Source organism: Thiocapsa marina 5811, assembly GCF_000223985.1.
Taxonomy (GTDB): domain Bacteria; phylum Pseudomonadota; class Gammaproteobacteria; order Chromatiales; family Chromatiaceae; genus Thiocapsa; species Thiocapsa marina.
Map to the genome: position 1 here is coordinate 155,814 of NZ_AFWV01000013.1, position 21,567 is coordinate 177,380.

The 21,567-nt window shown below is 63.5% G+C and carries 19 protein-coding genes; 14 read left to right on the plus strand and 5 right to left on the minus strand.

The genetic code is table 11. The annotated features are described in order from the left end of the window. Nucleotides 1-10: 10 nt before the first annotated feature. The 10 genes from THIMADRAFT_RS18895 to THIMADRAFT_RS18935 all read left to right on the plus strand — a co-directional run bounded on the left by THIMADRAFT_RS18895 (nt 11) and on the right by THIMADRAFT_RS18935 (nt 12,754). Complete coding sequence (locus tag THIMADRAFT_RS18895; RefSeq protein WP_139052911.1) at nt 11-916, plus strand: COG3904 family protein; 906 nt, start codon at nt 11-13, stop codon at nt 914-916. Between the two features lie 268 nt (nt 917-1,184). After that, nucleotides 1,185-2,051 carry a (Fe-S)-binding protein gene (locus THIMADRAFT_RS18900; RefSeq protein WP_007194699.1) on the plus strand — a complete coding sequence of 289 codons (867 nt, stop codon included), beginning with the start codon at nt 1,185-1,187 and terminating at the stop codon, nt 2,049-2,051. Between the two features lie 158 nt (nt 2,052-2,209). Beyond that, complete coding sequence (locus THIMADRAFT_RS18905; RefSeq protein WP_040732300.1) at nt 2,210-7,132, plus strand: 2-oxoacid:acceptor oxidoreductase family protein; 4,923 nt, start codon at nt 2,210-2,212, stop codon at nt 7,130-7,132. A gap of 85 nt (nt 7,133-7,217) precedes the next feature. Continuing rightward, nucleotides 7,218-8,564, plus strand: a complete 1,347-nt coding sequence (gene rsxC / locus THIMADRAFT_RS18910) for an electron transport complex subunit RsxC (protein WP_007194701.1) — start codon at nt 7,218-7,220, stop codon at nt 8,562-8,564. After that, complete coding sequence (locus THIMADRAFT_RS18915; protein ID WP_007194702.1) at nt 8,557-9,606, plus strand: RnfABCDGE type electron transport complex subunit D; 1,050 nt, start codon at nt 8,557-8,559, stop codon at nt 9,604-9,606. The genes rsxC and THIMADRAFT_RS18915 overlap by 8 nt, the downstream gene beginning before the upstream one ends. A 3-nt stretch (nt 9,607-9,609) precedes the next feature. After that, nucleotides 9,610-10,314: an FMN-binding protein gene (locus THIMADRAFT_RS18920; RefSeq protein ID WP_007194703.1), complete on the plus strand. Its 705-nt coding sequence runs from the start codon at nt 9,610-9,612 to the stop codon at nt 10,312-10,314. Between the two features lie 33 nt (nt 10,315-10,347). Continuing rightward, complete coding sequence (gene rsxE, locus THIMADRAFT_RS18925) at nt 10,348-11,010, plus strand: electron transport complex subunit RsxE (RefSeq protein ID WP_007194704.1); 663 nt, start codon at nt 10,348-10,350, stop codon at nt 11,008-11,010. Then, nucleotides 11,000-11,590 carry an electron transport complex protein RnfA gene (locus THIMADRAFT_RS18930; RefSeq protein WP_007194705.1) on the plus strand — a complete coding sequence of 197 codons (591 nt, stop codon included), beginning with the start codon at nt 11,000-11,002 and terminating at the stop codon, nt 11,588-11,590. Before rsxE ends, THIMADRAFT_RS18930 begins: the two co-directional genes overlap by 11 nt. Continuing rightward, a complete protein-coding gene (locus THIMADRAFT_RS27520; RefSeq protein ID WP_007194706.1) occupies nt 11,583-11,750 on the plus strand; it encodes a hypothetical protein in 168 nt (55 codons plus the stop codon). Before THIMADRAFT_RS18930 ends, THIMADRAFT_RS27520 begins: the two co-directional genes overlap by 8 nt. Before the next feature lie 143 nt (nt 11,751-11,893). After that, entirely contained in the window at nt 11,894-12,754 is an 861-nt protein-coding gene (locus THIMADRAFT_RS18935) for a ferredoxin reductase domain-containing protein (protein WP_007194707.1), read from the plus strand. Nucleotides 12,755-12,962: 208 nt separating this feature from the next. Here THIMADRAFT_RS18935 and THIMADRAFT_RS18940 read toward each other — a convergent pair whose 3' ends face one another. Beyond that, nucleotides 12,963-13,466: a YbaN family protein gene (locus THIMADRAFT_RS18940; protein WP_007194708.1), complete on the minus strand. Its 504-nt coding sequence runs from the start codon at nt 13,464-13,466 to the stop codon at nt 12,963-12,965. 275 nt (nt 13,467-13,741) lie between these two features. Beyond that, entirely contained in the window at nt 13,742-14,170 is a 429-nt protein-coding gene (locus tag THIMADRAFT_RS18945; RefSeq protein WP_007194709.1) for a hypothetical protein, read from the minus strand. A gap of 206 nt (nt 14,171-14,376) precedes the next feature. Between THIMADRAFT_RS18945 and THIMADRAFT_RS18950 the strand changes: the two genes are divergently transcribed. The 3 genes from THIMADRAFT_RS18950 (at nt 14,377) to THIMADRAFT_RS18960 (ending at nt 16,771) form a co-directional block, all read left to right on the plus strand. Beyond that, complete coding sequence (locus tag THIMADRAFT_RS18950; RefSeq protein WP_007194710.1) at nt 14,377-15,459, plus strand: adenylate/guanylate cyclase domain-containing protein; 1,083 nt, start codon at nt 14,377-14,379, stop codon at nt 15,457-15,459. A gap of 73 nt (nt 15,460-15,532) precedes the next feature. Beyond that, entirely contained in the window at nt 15,533-15,913 is a 381-nt protein-coding gene (locus tag THIMADRAFT_RS18955) for a DUF2784 domain-containing protein (protein WP_007194711.1), read from the plus strand. A 180-nt stretch (nt 15,914-16,093) separates the two neighbouring features. Then, entirely contained in the window at nt 16,094-16,771 is a 678-nt protein-coding gene (locus tag THIMADRAFT_RS18960) for a DUF2779 domain-containing protein (RefSeq protein WP_007194712.1), read from the plus strand. 70 nt (nt 16,772-16,841) lie between these two features. Here the strand turns inward: THIMADRAFT_RS18960 and THIMADRAFT_RS18965 are convergent, their stop codons facing one another. Together THIMADRAFT_RS18965 and THIMADRAFT_RS18970 are read right to left on the minus strand one after the other, a co-directional pair. After that, on the minus strand, nt 16,842-17,141 hold the full coding sequence (locus THIMADRAFT_RS18965; protein WP_007194713.1) for a GNAT family N-acetyltransferase: 300 nt from the start codon (nt 17,139-17,141) through the stop codon (nt 16,842-16,844). A gap of 305 nt (nt 17,142-17,446) precedes the next feature. Then, nucleotides 17,447-19,027 carry a peptide chain release factor 3 gene (locus THIMADRAFT_RS18970; RefSeq protein ID WP_007194714.1) on the minus strand — a complete coding sequence of 527 codons (1,581 nt, stop codon included), beginning with the start codon at nt 19,025-19,027 and terminating at the stop codon, nt 17,447-17,449. A 196-nt stretch (nt 19,028-19,223) separates the two neighbouring features. Between THIMADRAFT_RS18970 and rimI the strand changes: the two genes are divergently transcribed. After that, entirely contained in the window at nt 19,224-19,721 is a 498-nt protein-coding gene (gene rimI / locus THIMADRAFT_RS18975; RefSeq protein ID WP_007194715.1) for a ribosomal protein S18-alanine N-acetyltransferase, read from the plus strand. Between the two features lie 166 nt (nt 19,722-19,887). Here rimI and THIMADRAFT_RS18980 read toward each other — a convergent pair whose 3' ends face one another. After that, entirely contained in the window at nt 19,888-21,477 is a 1,590-nt protein-coding gene (locus THIMADRAFT_RS18980) for an inorganic phosphate transporter (protein ID WP_007194716.1), read from the minus strand. Between the last annotated feature and the right edge of the window lie 90 nt (nt 21,478-21,567).

Sequence of the window (21,567 nt, forward strand, 5' to 3'; positions counted from 1 at the left end):
GCACACCCCGATGGCCCGGACAATCTCGCATCTCTTTCTCTGCGTTGCGATGACCGTCCTGTTCGGTTGCGCCATGCCGGGGCAGGCACCCGGCCCGACATCCGATCGCGGCTCGGAGCGGAACGGCGGCCTGATCTCGGGCTCGACCCGCCCCCCGCAAGGTATGAGCCGAGACGACTGGCTGAGCAGGATCGCGGCCTGTCATCTCCTGCGTGTCGGACAGAATCTCGACGTCGCCGTGACCGATTCGGCGGTGATCGCCGCCGCCGACAAGTACGGCTTTCGGGTGGATGCGATCATCGATCGATCCAACCAGCTGGTCGTGGAGTACGGATCGCGCGGGCCGGCACTGCTCGCCTTCGCGACCGAATCCTGTCGGCAAGTCTCGGAAGCCACCGGCGTGACATCGACCCTGGTGCGGTTCGAGCCGGACGGGACCCTGAGGATGAATTGGCTGCGCATCGACGGTGCCGAGATCGCGGACGGATTCGCAGAGCAGACCATCGGCGAGTTGCGCCGACAACGTGCCGTCGGCCTGGTGATCAACAGCCCCGGCGGCTCGGTCTTCGAGGCGCGCAAGCTCGGACGCTACCTGCGCACCATGGGTCTGCGCACTGCCGTCGATCAGGCCTGTACCTCGGCCTGCATCGATGTGCTCGCGGGAGGCGCCGAACGCTACGTGACGCCCGATGCGACGCTGGGGATCCATCAAAGCAAGGTCCCGAGACGCTTCAGTAGCCACGAGGGCGGACAGCGCTATGTCGCCGACGCCTTCCTCTATCTTCGCGAGATGGGCATCGATCCCGATGTCGCCATCGCCGCCGCCTCCGTACCCAACAACAAGATCCTTCTGATCTCGCTTTCCGATGCGCTGCAGACCGGCCTGATCACGGACGTCATCGAGCGCGTGGAGTAGAGTTCGCGACTTCAATGCGCTGGATCAAAAAAAACATCTGGATCAAAGCCTTCTATTGATCTCCAATAGTAACGATTTACAGAATTATGAAATTTAATAGATCATAATTCCGTAAAATTAGCGGAGTCTTCTGAGCGGAGCGGGTCGATGCTCGCGAGCGCCGGACGCGAATGGTTTCGGGGCTCGCGTCACAAGCACGGTCACCGCGTTCGGTTCATCATGCGGTCTTCGTCCGCGCCGTCCGACCTTTGCCTGATTCGAGCTGTTTATGGCATCCATCTTCACCGCTGTCGGTTTCATGGCCGCTCTTGGTCTGCTGCTCGCCACGATCTTGATCCTGGCGAATCGACGGCTTTACGTCTACGAAGACCCGCGCATCGATCAGGTCGAAGACCTGCTGCCGCGCGCGAATTGCGGTGCCTGCGGGACTGCGGGCTGTCGCCCGTTCGCCGAGATGCTGGTCAAGGGCGAGATCGCGCCCGGTCGATGCACCGTGAACTCGCCCGCGACGAACAAACTCATCGCCGATTTTCTCGGCGTCGCGCTCGGCGCCGACGAGAAGCGGGTCGCACGGCTTGCATGCTCCGGGGGGGCACACGTCGCCTTCCTGCGGGCCTCTTACGGCGGCCTGGAATCCTGTCGCGCAGCCGCCTTGGTCTCCGGCGGCGGCAAGGGCTGCTCCTGGGGCTGTCTCGGGATGGGCGATTGTGCCGAGGTCTGCGACTTCGATGCGATCCGACTCGATCGTCACGGCCTGCCGATCGTCGATACCGCCAAGTGCACCGCCTGCGGTGATTGCGTCACCGTCTGTCCGAAGGATCTCTTCAGTCTGCATGCGATCAGTCACCGCCTCTGGGTCGCCTGCAAGAACCTGGACCCGGGAGACGAGGGCGAGCATGAATGCGATGTCGTCTGCACCGCGTGCGGGCGCTGCGCTCAGGATTCGCCCGAGGGTTTGATCGAGATTCGCGACAACCTGGCCGTCGTGGATTACACCAAGAACGCGCTCGCCTCGAAGGTCGCGATCGAGCGCTGCCCGACCGGCGCCATTGTTTGGCTCGAACCCGACGGTCGGATCATCAAAGGGAAGGACGCCAGAAAGGTGGTCCGCAAAGAGGCATTGCCGTTGGCTTGACGCCTCGGCCGGTATGACATCCGCCGCAACCGCTGCGCCCCGGAATCGGTCGTTCGAAGAATCGAAGCATCCACCCTGTCGTGCCCTCGAGCGCCGGCTTATCGCCGACGGCCGGGCCACCGGGTCAACCACAGAGAAGCCCCATGTTCGGAAAGCCTATGTTCGGAAATAAGGACGAGAAACAGGTCAAGTATCCCGGCACACGGATGGCGATGGACGGCAATACCGCCGTCATCATGTGCGAGCGCGAAGCCTCGGACGCCGCCGGCGCCTATCCCATTACGCCCTCCACACAGATGGGCGAGTATTGGGCCGAGGAGGTCGCGAAAGGCCATCTCAACGTGTCGGGAAACCCGCTGATCTTCGTCGAGCCCGAATCCGAGCATGCCGCGGCGGCCGTCACCGCCGGCATGTCCATGACCGGCCTGCGTGCGGTCAACTTCTCCTCTGCTCAGGGTGTGGCCTTCATGCACGAGTCGCTCTATGCGGCCGTCGGCAAGCGTCTGCCCTACGTGCTCAATATCGGCGCGCGTGCGATCACCAAGTCCAGTCTGAACGTCCATTGCGCTCACGACGACTACCACTGCATCGACGACACCGGATTCACCCAGGTCTACGGCAAAAGCGCCCAAGAGGCGGCGGATCTGAATCTGATCGCCCGCAAGATCGCCGAGCTGACCCTCACCCCCGCCGCGGTCGGCCAGGACGGCTTTCTGACCACCCATCTGATCGAGCCGCTGCTCGTGCCCGAGCGTGAGCTGATCGCCGAGTTCTGCGGCCGCCCGGACGACATCATCGCGTGTCCGACGCCGGCCCAAAAGCTCGTTTACGGACCGACTCGCCGCCGCGTTCCCATGGTTTGGGACGTCGACAACCCGGTGACGTCGGGCTCCGTGCAGAACCAAGACGCCTACATGCAGGCGGTCGCCGCACAGCGCCCGTACTTTTTCGATCACATCGAGCCGATTGCCGAGCAGGTCATGGATGAGTTCCATGCACTGACCGGGCGGCGCTATCAGCGCGTCAGCGGGTATCGCACGGAGGATGCCGACTACCTCATCCTCGGCCAAGGCAGCATGATCACCCAGGCCGAGGCGGTTGCGGATTATCTGCGCGAGACCCGCAAGCTCAAGATCGGCATCGTCAACCTCACCATGTATCGCCCCTTCCCGGGCGATCTCGTCGGGCAGATGCTCAAGGGCAGGAAGGGCGTGGCCGTGCTCGAGCGCACCGACCAGCCGCTGGCCGAAGACCTTCCCGTCATGCGCGAGATCCGAGCGGCCCTGACCAAGTGTCTGGAAAACGGCAGTATGGAGAAGGGCGAGCGCCTGCCCTATCCGGACTACGCCGTCTACCGTCAGGGCGATATGCCGCGGCTCTATTCGGGCTGCTACGGTCTGGGCTCGCGGGATCTTCAGCCCGAGGGCCTGATCGCGGCGATCGAGAACATGCTCCCCGGTGCCGCGCAACGTAAATTCTTCTACCTGTCGGTCGACTTCATCCGCAAACCCTTTGATCCGAAGGACGAGATCCGCATCCAAGCCCTCAAGGACGCCTATCCGCACATCGGCGAGCTCGCCCTGCGCGGCAGCGAAAACCCCAACCTCCTGCCCAAGGGCGCCATCACGGTGCGCATGCACTCGGTCGGCGGCTGGGGCGCGGTCACGACAGGCAAGAACCTGGCGATGACCCTATACGATCTGCTCGGCTTCGACATCCGCGCCAACCCCAAGTACGGCTCGGAGAAGAAGGGGCAACCGACCACCTACTTCCTCTCCGCCGCACCCGAGCCGATCCGGCTCAACTGCGAGTACACCTATGTCGACGTGGTGTTGAGCCCGGATCCGAACGTCTTCACGCACTCCAATCCGCTCGCCGGGTTGGATCGGGGAGGGCGCTTCATCGTCCAGTCGAGCCTCGACAACCCCGAGCAGGTCTGGGCCAGCTTCCCGCCGGCCGCGCGCAAATACATCGTCGAGCACGAGATCCGCGTCTACTACATCGACGGCTTCAAGATCGCCCGCGAAGAGGCATCCGATCCGGAGCTGCAGATCCGGATGCAGGGCAACACCTTCCAAGGCGCCTTCTTTGCCGCATCGCCGCTGATGGAGCGCGCCGGGCTCGACGAGGCCGGACTCTTCGCCGCCATGGAGGAGCAGATCCGTCATAAGTTCGGCGCCAAGGGCGAGCGCGTCGTGCAGGACAACCTGCGCATCGTGCGCCGCGGTTTCGACGAGATCGTCGAGATCGTCGACAAACCCATGATCAGCGGCCAGCTGCTGCCGCGTAAGGAGGTCGGTCTCCCGGTCATGCTCAAGCAGTTGCCCGAAGGCGACGGCGGCGTGACCGACGTGCATCGCTTCTGGGAGCAGACCGGCGCCTTCTACGCCAGCGGTCGCGGCAGCGACAATCTGGCCGATCCGCACATGGCCCTGTCGCTGATGCCCGCCTCCAGCGGCGTCTATCGCGACATGACGCAGATCCGCTTCACCTACCCCAAGTACGTGCCCGAGAACTGCACCGCCTGCGGCAACTGCTTCTCGGTCTGCCCCGACAGCGCCATCCCGGGCCTGGTCAACTCGGTCTCCGACATCTTCGCCGCCGCCATCGCACGGGTGGAGCGCGGCATGCCCACCCAGCATCTGCGTCGCGAGACCCGCAACGTCGAGAAACGTCTGCGCAAGCTCATCGACGCGGCCGGCGATTCGCCCGACATGCGCGCGTTGATGGACCAAGCAGTCCTGGAGACCCTGGCCGCCTATCAAGGCGAGCCCGAGCACAAGGCCGTAGTGGAGCAGGAGTTCGGCCTCATGATGCAGGCCCTCGGCGACTATCAATTCGCCGTGACCAAGCCCTATTGGAGCAACCGCGAGAAGAAGCAAAAGGGTAGCGGCGGACTCTTCAGCATCACCGTCAATCCCTATACCTGCAAGGGCTGCAACGAGTGTATCGAGGTCTGCGACGACGGCGCCCTCGTCTCCGAGCCCCAGACGACGCAGACGATCGAAGAGATGCGCGCCAAGTGGGACTTCTGGCTCGATCTGCCGACCACGGCTCCGGACTTCATCCGCATCGATGATCTGGACGACAAGATCGGCGCACTCGAGACCTTGCTGCTGGACAAGTCCAACTATCAGGCGATGGTCTCGGGCGACGGCTCCTGTATGGGCTGCGGCGAGAAGACCGTGATCCACCTCTTCACGGCCACCGTCGCCGCGCTGATGCAGACCCGCGTGAAGCGCCACCTCGCCGAGATCGACGACCTGATCAATCGGCTCGAGACCCATGTGCGGCTTAAGCTGGCGGCCAAGATCGACCTGACCAACAGCGCCGCCATCAGCAAAGCGGTCAACGCGCACAAGGACGCGGATCTGCGCCTGTCGGATCTGTCGGCCGAGCTGGATCAGGATCGCAGCGCCGAGCCCGTCGATCCCGAGTGGCTGACCTGGGTGACCGGTGTGCTCGACAAACTCCGGCACCTCAAGGCCCAGTACACCGCCGCCCAGCCGCGCTCGGCCATGGGCATCGTCAACGCCACCGGCTGCTCCTCGGTCTGGGGTGCGACCTTCCCCTTCAACCCGTATCCCTTCCCCTGGTCGAACCACCTCTTCCAGGACTCGCCCTCGATGGCGCTCGGTCTCTTCGAAGGCCACATGCGCAAGATGGGCGAGGGCTTCAAGGCGATCCGCATGGCGCGCCTGGAGCTCGAGCGCGGCTACAATCCGGCCGAGCACGGCGAGGCCCTGACCTATTTCGGCTGGAAGGACTTCTCCGACGAGGAATGGCTGCTCTGTCCCCCGGTCGTCGCGGTCGGCGGCGACGGGGCTATGTACGACATCGGCTTCCAGAACCTCTCGCGTGCGCTCATGTCCGGCCATCCGGTGAAGATCATGGTGCTCGACACCCAGGTCTACTCCAACACGGGTGGTCAGTCCTGCACCTCCGGCTTCATCGGCCAGGTCGCGGACATGGCCCCCTACGGCAAGGTCGGCAAGGGCAAGACCGAGATCCGCAAGGAGATGGGGCTGATCGGCATGGCCCATCGCACCAGCTTCGTGCTCAACGGTGCGGCCGCCAACCTCACGCACCTGCTCGAAGGCTTCATCGACGGACTCAATGCCCGTCACCCGGCGCTGTTCAACATCTACACCAGTTGTCAGCCCGAGCACGGCATCGGTGACGAGATGTCCACGCACCAAAGCCGCATGGCGATCGAGTCGCGTGCCTATCCGTTGTTCCGGTTCGACCCGGATGCCGGCACCAGCTTCGAGGAATGCTGCTCCATCGAGGGCAACCCGAGCATCGACCAGGATTGGATCAACTGGACGCTGAAGTACACCGACGAGAAGGGCGAGCCGGCCGAGATGACCGTCCCCTTTACCTTTGCGGACTTCGCGATGACCGAGGGGCGCTTCCGCAAGCACTTCCGCAAGGCCCCGCCCGAGACCTGGAACGACTCCATGATCCCCATGGCCGAGTTCCTGGAGATGGACGAGGACGCGCGCGTCGGACACTTCCCCTACGTCTGGGGCGTGGACGCCAAGAACCGCTTGATGCGCGTCCTGGTCTCCCAAGAACTGGTCGAGTCCTGCGAAGAGCGTCGCGCCTTCTGGACGCAGCTGCGCGGGATCTGCGGACACCTCAACAAGGTCGACGTCGAGCAGGTACGCAACCAGGCCAAGGCCGAGATGGCGCAGAAGCTCACCAGTAGCCTACTCGCCATGGCGGGCGGCGACGCGGGGGCGCTGGCGACCTTGGCGGGCGGCGGCAACGGCAACGGTGCCGCGGCAGCCGGCGGCAACGGCGCCGGCAACGGCAACGGGGCGTCCGACTGGGAGGCGGTCTGGGTCGAAACACCCGAGTGCACCGCCTGCGACGAGTGCATCACGATCAATCCCAAGATCTTCAAGTACAACGGCGAGAAGAAGGTCGAGGTGATCGATCCCAAGGGCGGCTCCTATCAGGACATCGTCAAGGCCGCCGAGAAGTGCACAGCCGGCTGCATCCACCCCGGGACGCCGTGGAATCCGGCCGAGGCGGGACTCGATAAGCTGCTCAAGCGGGCGGCGAAGTACCAGTAGGCTCACCACGACGCGCAATCGCATCGGACCCGTCGGGCCCGATGCGGTGCGCGATCCCGATCCCAACCCAACACAGCAGTCACGCATGGGTCTTTTCAGTCTCTTCCAGCGCCATCGCACCTTCGACCACGGCATCTACCCGGTCGAGCACAAGGAGCTGACGGCGGACAAGCCGATCCGGCGGCTCCCCTTCGCGCCCGAGCTGGTCATCCCGCTCGCCCAACATAAGGGGGCGCCGGCCGTTCCTCTGGTCAAGGTCGGCCAGGAGGTCGTCCGCGGCGAGCCGATCGCCCGCGCCGAAGGTTTCGTGTCGGTGCCCATGCATGCCCCTGCGACCGGGGTGATCCGGGCGATCGCACTGACGCCCACCGCCGACGGCCCCAAGACCTCGGCCATCTTTCTCAAGGTCTACGAGGCCGCAAGCCAAGAGGTCCTCTATGACCTGGAGCGCGACCTCGACGCCATGACGCCCGAGGAGATCGTCGCGGCCGTGCAGGATGCAGGGCTGGTCGGACTCGGGGGCGCGGCCTTCCCGAGCCACGTCAAGATGAAGCCCCCGGCGGGCAAGCTCATCGAGACGGTCGTCGTCAACGGCTGCGAGTGCGAGCCCTATCTGACTTGCGACCATCGGATCATGCTCGAGCAGAGCGATGCCTTGATTCGCGGCATCAAGCTCGCGCTCAAGGCGACGGGCGCCAAGCGGGCGATCATCGGTGTGGAGGACAACAAGCTCGATGCGGTCGCCCATCTACGAGCGGTCATCCCGAAGGATCTTCCCATCACCGCGGAAGCCGTGGAGACGAAGTATCCGCAGGGCGCGGAGAAGATGCTCATCAAGAGCCTTCTGCGCAAAGAGGTTCCGGTCGGTGGTCTGCCGGCCGACATCGGTGTCGCGGTCTACAACGTCGGAACACTCGCCCAAATGGGCGATCTCTTGCCGCAGGGCAGGGGACTGATCGAGCGCGTCGTCACCGTGAGCGGTCCGGCGGTATCCAATCCGGGCAACTTCATGGTCCCGATCGGCACACCCTTGCGGTTCCTGCTCGGACAGGTCGGGCTCGCAGAGGATCGCGTCGGCGAGGTCATCCTCGGCGGTCCCATGATGGGCATGGCCGTCGCCTCGCTCGATGTGCCGGTGACCAAGGCCGTCTCGGGTGTCGTCGCCCTGGAACGGGAGGACCCGGATCTGGACCGGCGCAAGGTCTACCCCTGCATCAAGTGCGCCGAATGTCTCAAGGCCTGTCCGGTCTCGCTCAATCCGTCGATGCTCGGCGAGCTCGCGCTGGCCCGCCAATACGATCGCATGGCCGAGGAATTCAACCTGGATCAATGCTTCGAATGCGGCTGCTGCGCCTATGTGTGCCCATCCAACATCCCGCTGACGCAGTATTTCCGGATCGCCAAATCGATCAATCGAGATCGCAATGCCTAAACCCATCGAAATCAGAACCTCCCCGCATTTGAAGCGGGCGCTCAGCGTCGACCGCATCATGCGCAATGTGGTCTTTGCGCTGCTGCCGATCTGCGCCTTCGCGGTCTTTCAATTCGGGCTGAGCGCCCTGCTCCTGATCCTCACCACCACCGGTGCGGCAATCGCGACCGAGTGGTTTTTCGCGCGGGCGAGCGGGCGGGGCAACACCGTCTCGGATTGGTCGGTCGTCATCACCGGCATCCTGCTTGCGTTGACCTTGCCTCCCGGCTTCCCGCTCTGGATGGCGGCGGTCGCGGCCTTCGTCGGCGTGGCCTTGGGCAAGGCGCTCTTCGGCGGGCTGGGCTACAACGTCATGAATCCGGCCTTGGTCGGACGCGCCTTCGTGCAGGCGGCCTTCCCGGTCGCGATCACGACCTGGACGCCGGCGTTCGCGCCCGGCCGCTTTACCGAGGTCATCCCCTCGACCTTCACGCTGCCCTTCATGCAGCCGATCCCGGTCAAGGATTGGGTCGCGGCTCTGCAGCTCGATGCCTGGACCGGCGCCACGCCGCTCGCGTTGCAGAAGTTCCAGCAGATCGAGCCATCCGTTACCGATGTCTTCACCGGGATGATCGCGGGCTCCGCCGGCGAGACCTCCGCGCTCTTGATCCTGATCTGCGGACTCTGGCTTGCCTTCAAACGCATGCTGGACTGGCGCATCCCCGTCGCCGTGATGGCTGGTGCCGCACTCACGGCGCTGCCGTTTTGGCTCATGGACAGCAGCCTCTATCCGAGCCCCTGGTTCGTGCTCTTCTCGGGCGGACTCATGCTCGGGGCCTGGTTCATGGCGAGCGACATGGTCGCCTCGCCGGTCACCACCAGCGGCGTCATCCTCTACGGGCTCTTCATCGGCATCGTGACGGTTGTCATCCGACTGTTCGGCGGGCTCGTGGAGGGCGTGATGTACGCGATCCTGCTCGCCAATGCAGCCGGACCCTTGATCTCGAGCTGGACACAGCCACGGGTCTACGGTGCGCTCAAAAAGACGCGGGAGGCGGAATAGCCGATGAGTATCAAGGTCGAGCTTCAAACACAATCACAACCGGGCCCCGGTACACAGGTCGCACCGAGCTGGCCGATGTTGCGCACCCTGGCCGGCATCGCGATCCTCTCGGGCCTCTTGGTGGTCCTCGTCTATCAGGCGACCAAGCCCATCATTACCGAGAACGAGCGGATCCTGACCGAGCAGGCGGTCTTCGAAGTCCTGCCGGGCGCCGTTTCGAAGGTCGATTTCGTGCTGACCGAGCAAGGTTTGGCTCCGGCGGGCGAGGGGGCCGTCGGCATGGCCGTGTTCGTCGGTTTCGGGGCCGATGCAGAGCTGCGGGGCGTGGCCTTCCCGGGCGCGGCGCGGGGCTATCAGGACGTGATCCAGTTCCTCTTCGGCTACGATCCCGCTTGCGAATGTATCGTCGGCAGCAAGGTCTTGCGATCGACCGAGACACCGGGGCTGGGGGACAAGATCGACACGGATCCGGTCTTTCTCGAGAACTTCGTTGCGCTCGACGCCAGCCTGAACCCCGCGGGCACCGCCTTGGCCAATCCGATTGTCCTGGTCGCGCACGGCACCAAGACCGCACCCTGGCAGATCGACGGCATCTCGGGCGCGACCATCTCCGGCAAGGCGATGGCACGTGCGGCCAACGACGCCGCGGAGCGATTCGTGCCGAGCATTCGCAGGGATCTCGCCAAGCTCGCCGCGGCAGCGCCGTGATCAGAACCCTCTTCGCGCAACGAGGCACGACCCATGGCTGAATTGCCCAATCCGCAAGAAAACCTGAGCCTGGATACCTTCCTGAGGGGGCTCTGGACCGAGAATCCGGTCTTCGCGATGCTGCTCGGCATGTGTCCGGTGCTGGCCGTCACCAACTCGACCATGAACGCCATCGCGATGGGGCTGGCCACGACCTTCGTGCTGGTGTGCTCGAGCCTGTTGATCTCGCTGCTGCGCAACTGGATCCCCAAACAGGTCCGCATCGCCAGCTACATCATCATCATCGCGACCTTCGTCACCATCGTCGACTACGGGATTCAGGCGATCAGCCTCGAGCTCTACGCCGCACTCGGTGCCTTCATTCAGCTGATCGTGGTGAACTGCGTCATCCTCGGGCGCGCCGAGGCCTATGCCTCGAAACAGCGACTGCATACGACGCTCGTCAACAGTCTCGGGATGGGCGCGGGATTCACCATCGCACTGCTCGCACTCGGCACCGTTCGGGAGATCCTCGGCAGCGGAAGCATTCTCGGTGTCGCGCTGTTCGGAGAGGGCTTCCAACCCTGGGTCGTGATGATTCTTCCGCCGGGCGGCTTCTTCGTGCTCGGGGCGTGGTTGCTGCTCTTCAACTGGCTACGTCTGCGCAAGGAACGCAAGGTCATGGAACAATCCGGAGTCGCCGCAAATGCAGGATGAATCGCTCTACTTCATCTTTCTGAATGCCGCTGTCGTCAACAACTTCGTCTTGGCGCTCTTTCTCGGCATTTGCCCGTTCCTCGGTGTCTCGGCGAAAAAAGACACCGCCTGGAACATGGGGCTGGCGGTCATCTTCGTGATGCTGGTGAGCTCCATGAGCGCCTACGGGATCAATTGGCTCTTGACCGAGCTGGATCTGCTCTTCCTGCGGCTCATCTGCTATATCGCGGTGATCGCCTCGGCGGTGCAATTGGTCGAGATGTTCGTCAAGCGCTACAGCCCCGCGCTGTTTCGCTCGCTCGGTATCTTCCTGCCCTTGATCACAACCAACTGCGCCATCCTGGGTCTCGCGCTCTTTCAAACCGCGAAGGAATACGACTTCATACAGAGTCTGATCTATGCGCTCGGCGCGGGGGCCGGCTTTATGCTGGCCTTGATGCTGATGGCCGGGCTGCGCGAGAAGCTCGAGCTCGCCCGCGTACCCAGCGTCAGCCAGGGCGCGGCCATGAGCCTCATGCTGGCGGGACTTCTCTCGCTCGCCTTCATGGGCTTCGCCGGGCTCGGAGGCTCGCATGGTTAAGGTGCTCTCGGCCTCGCTGGTCATCTTTGCGGTGCTCGCGGCGTGGGTCCTGGTGGAACGCATCTATGCCGGCTTCGCCGCCCGTCATCCGGAGCTCGGACCCTTCCGACGCAACGACGGCGGCTGTTCATGCGGCAGCGGGAGTTGCGAACGGCGGTGATTGTCAATCGCCGGGCCGATTCGGGCCTGAGACCGAAAGCGGGCATTTTTCAGCTTCTTCGTCGCGGATGCGACGGCGAATCATCACATCCATCTCGTCTCGGCTCCGATGGGGCCGACAAAGTTATAAGGAGCAGCTAAACCATGAGTGAAGCCCCGGCCGATTTGGGCCCGACGACTCAGGCGTTCATCAAGGATTCCAGGCGAATCACACCCGAGAGATCCGAAGAGGTCCGCCACATCACCCTTCAGGTGGCCGATCCGGCTTTTCAATTCGTCGAAGGTCAAAGCATCGGCGTGATCGTTCCCGGCCCGCATCCGTTCGGCAATCCGTACCATATCCGGCGTTATTCGATTGCAAACGCACGCAGTCTTCCGGTCGACACCGGGGTCGAGATCGATCTTCTGGTACGCCGCTGCTTCTACATCGACGAGGTCAGCGGAGAGCGCTATCCGGGCATCGCCTCGAACTATCTTTGCGACGCGAAGACGGGCGCCGCATTGACGATCAACGGCCCCTATCTGAGTCCCTTCAAGATGCCGTTGGACAATCGCGCCAACCTGCTCATGATCGGGACCGGGACCGGCATCGCACCTTTCCGTGCCTTCGCGCAGCTGATTTACGAGCGGCGCGGCGATTGGAAGGGGCAGGTTCGGCTCTATTACGGTGGCCGCAGCGGGCTGGATCTCATGTACACCAACGACGAGAGCACCGATCTCGCCAACTATTACGACGAGAAGACCTTCAAGGCGTTCCGGGCCCTCGGCACGCGCCCCTTGATGACGTCCTCGCAAGCCTTGGAGCGCGGTCTATCCGACAACGCCGAGGATGCGTTGCAGCTCATCAAAGAACCCGACACGCATGTCTTCCTGTCTGGACTGGGCAAGATTGCAGCGGTGTTCGATAAGGTGATGGCGGATCGGGTTGGATCGTCCGAGGAGTGGACGGCGATCAAGCAAAAGATGATCGACGAGGGACATTGGTCCGAGCTGATTTACGATTGATCTCGGGGATTGACCGACCGGTCCGTAGGGCGGACAAGCGAAAGCGCAGTCCTCCGAACCCAGCGCCGGCGCTGGTGGGCTGCGCTTTCGCTTGTCCACCCTACGGATCTTGTTCGGCTTAAGGCGTTCGTCCAGCCTTCGGGTTCTTTTGGGCGTTGGTGCGGGGTGGATGGGTTTCGCTGCGCTCTACCGACTCATCCTACGCGGCTCAGCTCGGCGGGTTGCGAGGCGGTTTCGCGGGATCGGGCGTACGCGAGAAGGTGTTGAGGTCCAAGCTGACCCGGACCTGCGTTTGCGGCTTGGGGCCCTCCGGGCGCGTTCCGATCCACAGCGCCACCAAGCCCAGAATGCCCGCGACGGACAGCGACAACACGGGGCCCGGAGCGGCAAGCCCGTACCAGACCGACCAGCTGATCGCCATGCTGCCGATCGCCGCGGTCTTGCCGGTTCGGCACATCTCGCCGCGCTCCAGAAACCCACGAATCGATTCTCCGAACCGTGGATGCTCGACGAGGAAGCGCACGCGCTTGGGCGAGCTTCGCAGCCACAGCCAGGTCGCACAGATCCAAAAAACCGTAGTCGGCATGAGCGGCAAGACCAACCCCAAAAAGCCCAATCCGAAGCACAGCCAGGCCAACAGGTTGTAAAAACGGCGGCGGCTCCGGCCTACGCTTGCGACAAGAGGATCTTGCTCGGGAATATTGCCGTGCATCTGGAGCTCCAGGCTGAGAATCGACTTCCGACGGGACACCGAGGTTCGACGGCCCGAATCCGGGGCGCTTCACCGAGGGCTCCGCACCATCCGGAAGGACCCCTGAACGGCCCAACGGGCTGCGAGACGGCAAAGTATAGCGGCTCTCGCCGGATCCGCCCATCGGCCGCAAGCGGAAGAGATGACCGACCGATGCCGCGACAACCAAGCGGCGGCGCCGATCGTCTCGGGAGCCGTTCACCCCGGGCGCGAAGCAGGGTCTCTCGACCGCCGTATCAAGGCGTGGGCGAGACGGAAATCCCGCGCGCCGCGAGCCACTGAGTATCGAGCTCCCATTCAACGGACTCGACCTGCGGCTGCGCCAGCATCAGACCCTGGGCGCGCTTCTGGTGATCGATCAGCTCCTGTTGGGCGGCGATCATCTCTGGATCATTGTCCGCCTTGTTGGTCAGATTCGGGTGGATAATGGCGAGGAAACGGTACGCCGGCACGTCGAAGGAGCGCGGCGTCGAGATCGTCGCGACCCCGTTCTCGAACGAGACGACCCGGAACCGATACGGATAGGACGAGACCAGCGGATCGGCCTCCAACACCTGATCGAGCTCCCAAACCTGCGGCTTCCAAGCCGAGCCGATCCAAACCGCCAAGGCACCGATCACGATGATGCCGATTACGATACTGTAGATACGGGTGAAACGATCCATCCGGTGGCTGACTCCTGAATGTGTTGCGTGAATGGCCGGGGTACCGAAGATATCCCCGTCAGAAGCTCGCAGCTTGCCTGGATGCCGACAATTCTCCCATGAAAAACGTCAATCACTCCTTTTCCTGTCCCAACGTCGCCGAACCTGTGCCATTCTTGGAAACGATGCATTTCACTCGGGACCCGGTTTAGAGGCAGTTTCGTCACATGCAGCACAGAGACAGACAGTCGTTGGTTGCGGGTATCTCGAGCCTGGCGCAGCAGGTCTACGAGAGCGTGGCACCGAACCAACAAGAAGAGGCAATGACCCAGCGGCTCAATCCACTGCTCGACGCCTTCTTGCTCGAATCTCAGCCGATCGAGGCGGTCGAGGCGACCGTACTGATCGCCGACATCCGCGGCTTCACGTCGCTGACCGAATCCCAACCCCCTGAAACCATCATCAGACTGCTCAATCGGTACTTCGCGCGAATGGTGCAGCTGGTCCATCATCACGGGGGCGTCGTCGACAAGTTCATGGGCGATGCCGTCATGGCGCTCTTCGGCGCACCGCTGCGTCGCGACGACCACCTCCAGTGCGCACTCTCCTGTGCGGTCGAAATGCAGCAGGCGATGCTCGAGCTCAACCGCGAAAGCCAAATCATCGGAGAGCCCAGCATCTACGCCGGTATCGCCGTCAACAGCGGCAGCGTCATGGCGGGCAGCTTCGGTTCGAGGGTCTACAACGAGTACACCGTGATCGGCGACACGGTTAATCTGACCGCGCGGATGGAGGGCTACAGCTTGCGCGGGCAGGTACTGCTCAGCGACGCCAGCTACGCCTCCGCCCGCGATTACATCGATATCGGCAGCGCCAACTCGCTCTTCGTAAAGGGCAAGGTCCGCGAGATTACGCTCTACGAGCTGCTCGCCGTCAACGCTCCTCGGCGCCTGACGGTTCCGCAGGTCGAGGTTCGTCGCTCGCCTCGCGTCCTGGTGGACTTTCCGATCGCCTTCCGCCGGGTCGAGTCCAAATGCATCCTGGAGCAACGCTTCATGGGCAAGGCGAATGATCTGAGCTATTTCGGGATGAACGCCGATCTACCCCTGATTCTGCCGCCCTACTCGGAGGTGATCCTCACCTTCGTGCCTGAATTCGGTGCCGATCCGGCCACCGAGGTCTATGCGCGGGTCCTGCGAACCCACCCGAGCGAAGGACTCCACCGCACCAACCTCGAGTTCACGACCATTGACTCCCCCGGACATCGGCTCGTGAAACGCTATGTCGACCAGCTCCTCTGGAGACGCTGATCGACACGAAGGTCGACACGAAGGCCGACACCGGGGCCGTCCGTCCCGCGACCGTCGCGCGGCCCGCGGTCCCATGAACCCGGGCCTCGTTGCCGACGGTCTCGTCCTGGTGCATGCCTTCTTCATCGTGTTCGTTGCACTCGGCGGGCTCTTGGTCTTGCGCTGGCCGAGCCTGGCCTACCTGCATCTGCCCTGTCTGCTCTGGGGCATCGCCATCGAGCTCGGCGGTTTCATCTGCCCGCTCACGCCGCTCGAGATCCAGTGGCGACTTGCAGCAGGCGAGGGCAGCTACACCGGCGGTTTCATCGACCACTACGTCATGCCTGCGATCTACCCTGCGGGCCTGACCCGCGGGATCCAGATCCTGCTCGGACTGGCCCTGCTGATCGGCAACGGACTCCTCTACGGATACCTCCTGCACAAGCACAGTCGCCGCAGCATCCGACGCCCTTAGGTTGCAGTAGCGAGCAAAGCGCCCGCTCACCACTCACTCACCCCTGACCCTTCCGAGATGCGACAAGAGCTGTCGCGCCATGAGTGCACTCTAGGTCCATCGCGCACGGCTCCCGAGCGAACACGTCTCGGGTCGCGGCGAGCGCGACTTCCCCGAACAACGGACCGGAGTCCAAGGATCATGACGACTCGCCAGCCCTCCAACCCCGCTTTCCCGTGTGACATCGCCTTCCCGCGCCACTATCTGCGCATCGGCATCCTGGACACGCCGCTGCAGACGTCGACCGGCGTCCGCTCCTCGGAGCCGCTGCCCTACCAATGGTCGTGCCATGTCCAGACCGAGAGCGGCCTCATCGACCAGTTCGGATTCCTCGATACCCGAGGGCTCGACCCGCGATCCGAGTTGGTTGAAACCCTGCTCGCCGTCATCGCACGTACGGGAGCAATTCTGGTGCCCTCGGCCCGCGAGACGGCGCTCCTGCATGGATTACAGCACAGTCGTGCCGATTCGACAGGGGCACTCGCCGATGCCCTGAGTCGACTTGTGGAGGTCGATCGATTCGCGGATCGGCGACAGCGACCCGCTGCACCCGGGTCCGTTTCGGGGGACGACCCGGCGGGGTCGGTCATCTGGCCGGACGATGCCTCCGAGTCCCCTCTCGATCTGCGCGACGATCGGGCGGCCCAGGTCGCTTACCTCGAGCTCATCGATGCCCGCACGCAGAACATCCGTCGGCGCCAGCTCGTCCGTGCGCTGGTTCGATTCGGGGACCTCGAGCTCTCGCGGCTGGTCTGCGCCTTCGCCGAGCACACGGGTGCCGACCCGGTCTCGATTGCACCGGGTCCGATGCTCAATTGATCGGGCATTGACGAAAACCACCAGGCGGGTCTAAATCCGCCTGTAAGAACCATCGGAGTGCAGCTCATGCCTAGTCGATCGGATGCGTCAGCAGGGCACGAATGCCGACCTGCTCGGCAATGGTCAGTGTGCGGCGGATCGCATCGCGCAGCATCGCAAGGCCGATGCCGCGGCCCTGGTCAGCGCGCGACACGGCCAGCCGGGCCAGGATGACGACGGGCATCGGATGCTGGCCCAGTCCCTGACGGACCCGCTGCGGGGTGTCGAGGCAGTCGATCTGGCCGACGGTCAGGCTGTAGTAGCCGATGACCCGATCCGGATCCGCCACGACGAAGGTGTTGGCCGAGCCGCGCGCGCGCCTGAGGGGCATGACGCACGAGCCAGATGTCGAGTGCCGGTTTACCGCAGTCGAAGGTGTCGATCCGATGGACATGCTTGATCTGCCGAGGTCGGGGTCGGATGGTCCATGTTGGTACGTTCGACCCACGTGATCCAATCGACACGTACATAAATTTACATAATATACATTATGCGAAATCAAGGACAAGGACCGGGGGCGTCCGGACCCGCTCCGTGACAGGACGGATTGGTCCGATGCAGAGCTGTTGGCCGAAGGCTTCGCGGCCAATCCGACCAAGCCCCGGGCGCTGCAACAGCGCCTGAGTTGCTTGTCGATTACAGCTCGCGCGTCGCCAGAAACCGCACGTCGGGCCAACGCTCTTGGGCTAGGTCCAGGTTGACGCGAGTCGGCGCCAAATAGACCAGCTGGTCGTCGCCGTCCAGGGCAAGGTTCTCGTAGTTTTTTTCCTTGAACTGCTCGAGACGTTTCGAGTCCTCGCAAACGACCCAGCGCGCGGTCTTGACGCTGGCGGGCTCGAACAGTGCCTCGACGCCGTACTCGTCCTTCAACCTATAGGCGGCGACATCGAATTGCAGGATGCCGACGGCGCCCAGGATCATGTCGTTGTTCTTGAGCGGCCTGAACACCTGGGTCGCGCCTTCTTCGGAAAGCTGAACCACGCCCTTCTGCAAGGCCTTCATGCGCAGCGGGTCCTTGAGCACGACGCGGCGGAACAGCTCCGGGGCGAAGTACGGAATACCGCCGTATTTCAGCTCCTCGCCCTCGGTGAAGGTATCGCCGATCTGAATGGTGCCGTGATTGTGCAGCCCGATGATGTCGCCGGGCCAAGCCTCTTCGACGTGGCGACGCTCGTCGGCCTGGAAGGTGATGGCATTGGCGACCTGAATGGTCTTGCCGATGCGCACGTGCCGCATCTTCATGCCCTTCTTGTAGCTTCCCGAGCAGACCCGCAGAAAGGCCACTCGGTCGCGGTGCGCCGGGTCCATGTTCGCCTGGATCTTGAAGACGAAGCCGGTAAAGGGCTCTTCGGCGGGATCCACCGGGCGTTGCAGTGTCTGGCGCGCACGCGGCGGCGGCGCGTAAGTGACGAAGGCATCGAGCAGCTCGCGCACACCGAAGTTGTTGATTGCCGAACCGAAGAAGACAGGGGTCTGCCGACCGGCGATGTAGGCCTCGAGGTCGAGCGGATAGCTCGCGCCTTGGACCAGCTCCATCTCGATGCGCAGCTCGTCGGCCTGATCGCCGAGGACATCGTCCATCCGCGGATTGTCGATCCCTTGGATGATCTCGCCTTCGGTGATGCGCCCTCCGTGCTGGGCGCTGAAGAGATGGGTGCGGTCGAAGCGCAGGTCGTAGACGCCTTTGAAGCGCTTGCCCATCCCGATCGGCCAGGTCACGGGCGCGCATTGGATCTTGAGGATCTCCTCGACCTCGTCGAGAACCTCGATGGCGTCGCGGCCCTCGCGATCCAACTTGTTGATAAACGTCAGGATCGGCGTGTCGCGCAGGCGACAGACCTCCATCAGCTTGATGGTCCGCTCCTCGACGCCTTTAGCCACGTCGATCACCATCAGTGCCGAGTCGACGGCAGTCAACGTCCGGTAGGTGTCCTCGGAGAAGTCCTGGTGTCCGGGTGTGTCGAGCAGGTTGACGATGCTCTCGCCATAGGGAAACTGCATGACCGAGGAGGTCACGGAGATGCCGCGTTCCTTCTCCAGCTCCATCCAATCGGAGGTGGCGTGACGCGCGGCCTTGCGCCCCTTGACCGTCCCTGCGAGCTGGATGGCGCCCCCGAACAGCAAAAGCTTCTCGGTCAGGGTGGTCTTGCCGGCGTCCGGGTGAGAGATGATGGCGAAGGTGCGACGCCGATTGAGTTGTTCTTGGAGCTCGCTCATGTGGGATTCGTGCGGCCTGGGCTGCGTGCGACTAAACCGCGGAATTATAGACTCGAACGGGCCGCCGTTCACCTAAACCGCGTCCACGCGCCTTCGCGCTTCAGCCGAACGCTCCGGTCGGTATACTGTCGGGCGCGAGGCACACGCCACGACGCAGCACCATCACCCGAAACAGACGATTCGAGTCCTTCAGCCGATGCAAGAAGCCCGTTCGACGATGCACAGCGCACGCAAGGAGTCCGCCCTCCCCCTCGCCCTTCGCCTCAGGGCCATGACCGAGCGGGATGTCGAGAGCGTCTGCGCAGCGGATCGCGCGGCGTACGAGTATCCGTGGACTGAGGGCATCTTTCGAGACTGCCTGCGGGTCGGTTACTCCTGCTGGGTGGGCGAGATCGAGGGGAAGATCGTCGCCCATGCCGCGATGGCGGTCGCCGTGGGCGAGTGTCACATCCTCAATCTCTGCATCCATCCCGATTGGCAAGGCCGAGGACTCGGGCGCCGCCTGCTCCGCCATCTAATGACCTTCGCGCGCACGCGACGCGCGGACAGCGCCTTCCTGGAGGTGCGTGCATCCAACAGTCGTGCCCGCGCGCTCTATGCTTCCGAGGGATTCTGCGAGATCGGTCAGCGACCCGGCTATTACCCCGCCACCAAGGGACGCGAGGACGCGGTCGTGCTGGCGCGCGCACTGTAGGTTGCGCCGACGCCGGTAAGCACGCAGCCACCGAGCCCTGCGCGCAAGCCTTGGTGGACTGCGCCGCGCTTGCCCACCCTGCCCCTTCGATCATCGGCTCAGCGCCGTGGCCGGGTTCATGCGCACGCAAGGTCTGTCGCCGGGATGATCGCCCGTCCCGCTCGCCTCAACCCGTCAGCATCCCCTTGATGGTGAAAAACAGCATCGCCGCCATGAACGCGGACGCGGGCACCGTCACGACCCAAGCGGCGACGATCTTCAGCACCTGCGAGCGTTTCACCAGCTCATGGCGATAGACCTTGCGTAGGCTTTGGCGCTCGAGCTTGGAGAAATGGGCCGGGTCCATGCTGCGTTTGGCTTTGCGTTTGAGCTCGCGCAGCATGCGCCCCTTCTCGTCGATCGATGCCTTGGCAAACTTCGCCAGAAAGGCGTCGATGGCGGCTTGATCGCCCTCCGGGTGATGCGACTTGATGGTCTCGAGCATCCTGGCGTATTGGCTCTTGAGGTATTCACGCAGAAAACCCACGCCGAAGACCGCGCCGACGGCCACATGCGTCGTGCTGACCGGTAGCCCCAGTTGGCTGGCGAGGATGACGGTGAGGGTCGCCGCCATGGCGATGCAATAGGCTCGCATCTGGTCGAGCTCGGTGATCTCGGAGCCGACCGTGCGAATCACCCTTGGTCCGTAAAGCCAGAGCCCGACCGCGATCCCGAGCGCACCCACGATCATCACCCACAATGGGACCGGCGCCGCAGCCGTGATCGTGCCGCTGCCCGATCCGACGACCTCGACGATCGCGGCCAGCGGTCCGACGGCGTTGGCGACGTCGTTCGAACCGTGGGCGAAGCTCAGCAAGGCCGCTGCAAAGATCAAAGGCACCGTGAAAAGCCGATTGACACCCGCCTTGGAGTTCCCGATCAGCCGTGCCTGACGATCGATGATCGGGCGTGCGCCCCAGAAAACCAAAATCGCGAGAACGAGACCGACGCCTAGGGCCTGGACGATGCTCACGCTCCAGATCCGATTGAGCCCCTTGATCATCAGGTAGGTGCCGAAGGCGAACGCCATGGCAGCGACCAGATAGGGCACAGCCCGACGCGACGAGGCGATCAAGTCGGTCCGATAGGTGATGCTGCGTTTGATCAGATACAGAAAGCCGGCCCCGATCGCCCCGCCCATGAGGGGCGAGACCACCCAGCTCGCGACGATCTTTGCCACGGTGTCCCAGTCGGCGATGCCAAGCCCGCTCGAGGCGATCCCGGCGCCCAGCACGGCACCGACGATCGAATGCGTCGTCGATACCGGGGCACCCATAACGGTCGCGATATTGAGCCAAACCGCGGCGGCCAAGAGCGCTGCCATCATGATCCAGACGAAGGTGTCGGCACTCTGGATGAGGTTCGGATCGATGATGCCGCTGCGGATGGTCCCGACCACCTCGCCGCCCGCGATAATCGCCCCGGCCGCCTCGAAGATGGCCGCGATGATCAGCGCACCGCCCAAGGTCAATGCCCTGGAGCCGACCGCCGGACCGACGTTGTTGGCGACATCGTTCGCGCCGATGTTCATCGCCATGTAGCCGCCGATCATGGCGGCAATCACGATGAAGAGGCTGCCGCCGTGCGTCGCATCGATCCTGACGACGGTGTAGAGCATGACCCCGATGATGAAGAGCAAGCCGATACCGAGGCGAAAGAGCTGCGCCCGACCTTTTTTGGTCGCCTTCTCCAGCTCGTTGAGGTGTGTTAGCTCCATATCCGATCCGCATGCCGATGAGTCGCGGGGTATTGTTCCAGAAACACAACCGTAACCCAATCGTCATGATCATGCGTAAGCGAGGATCCT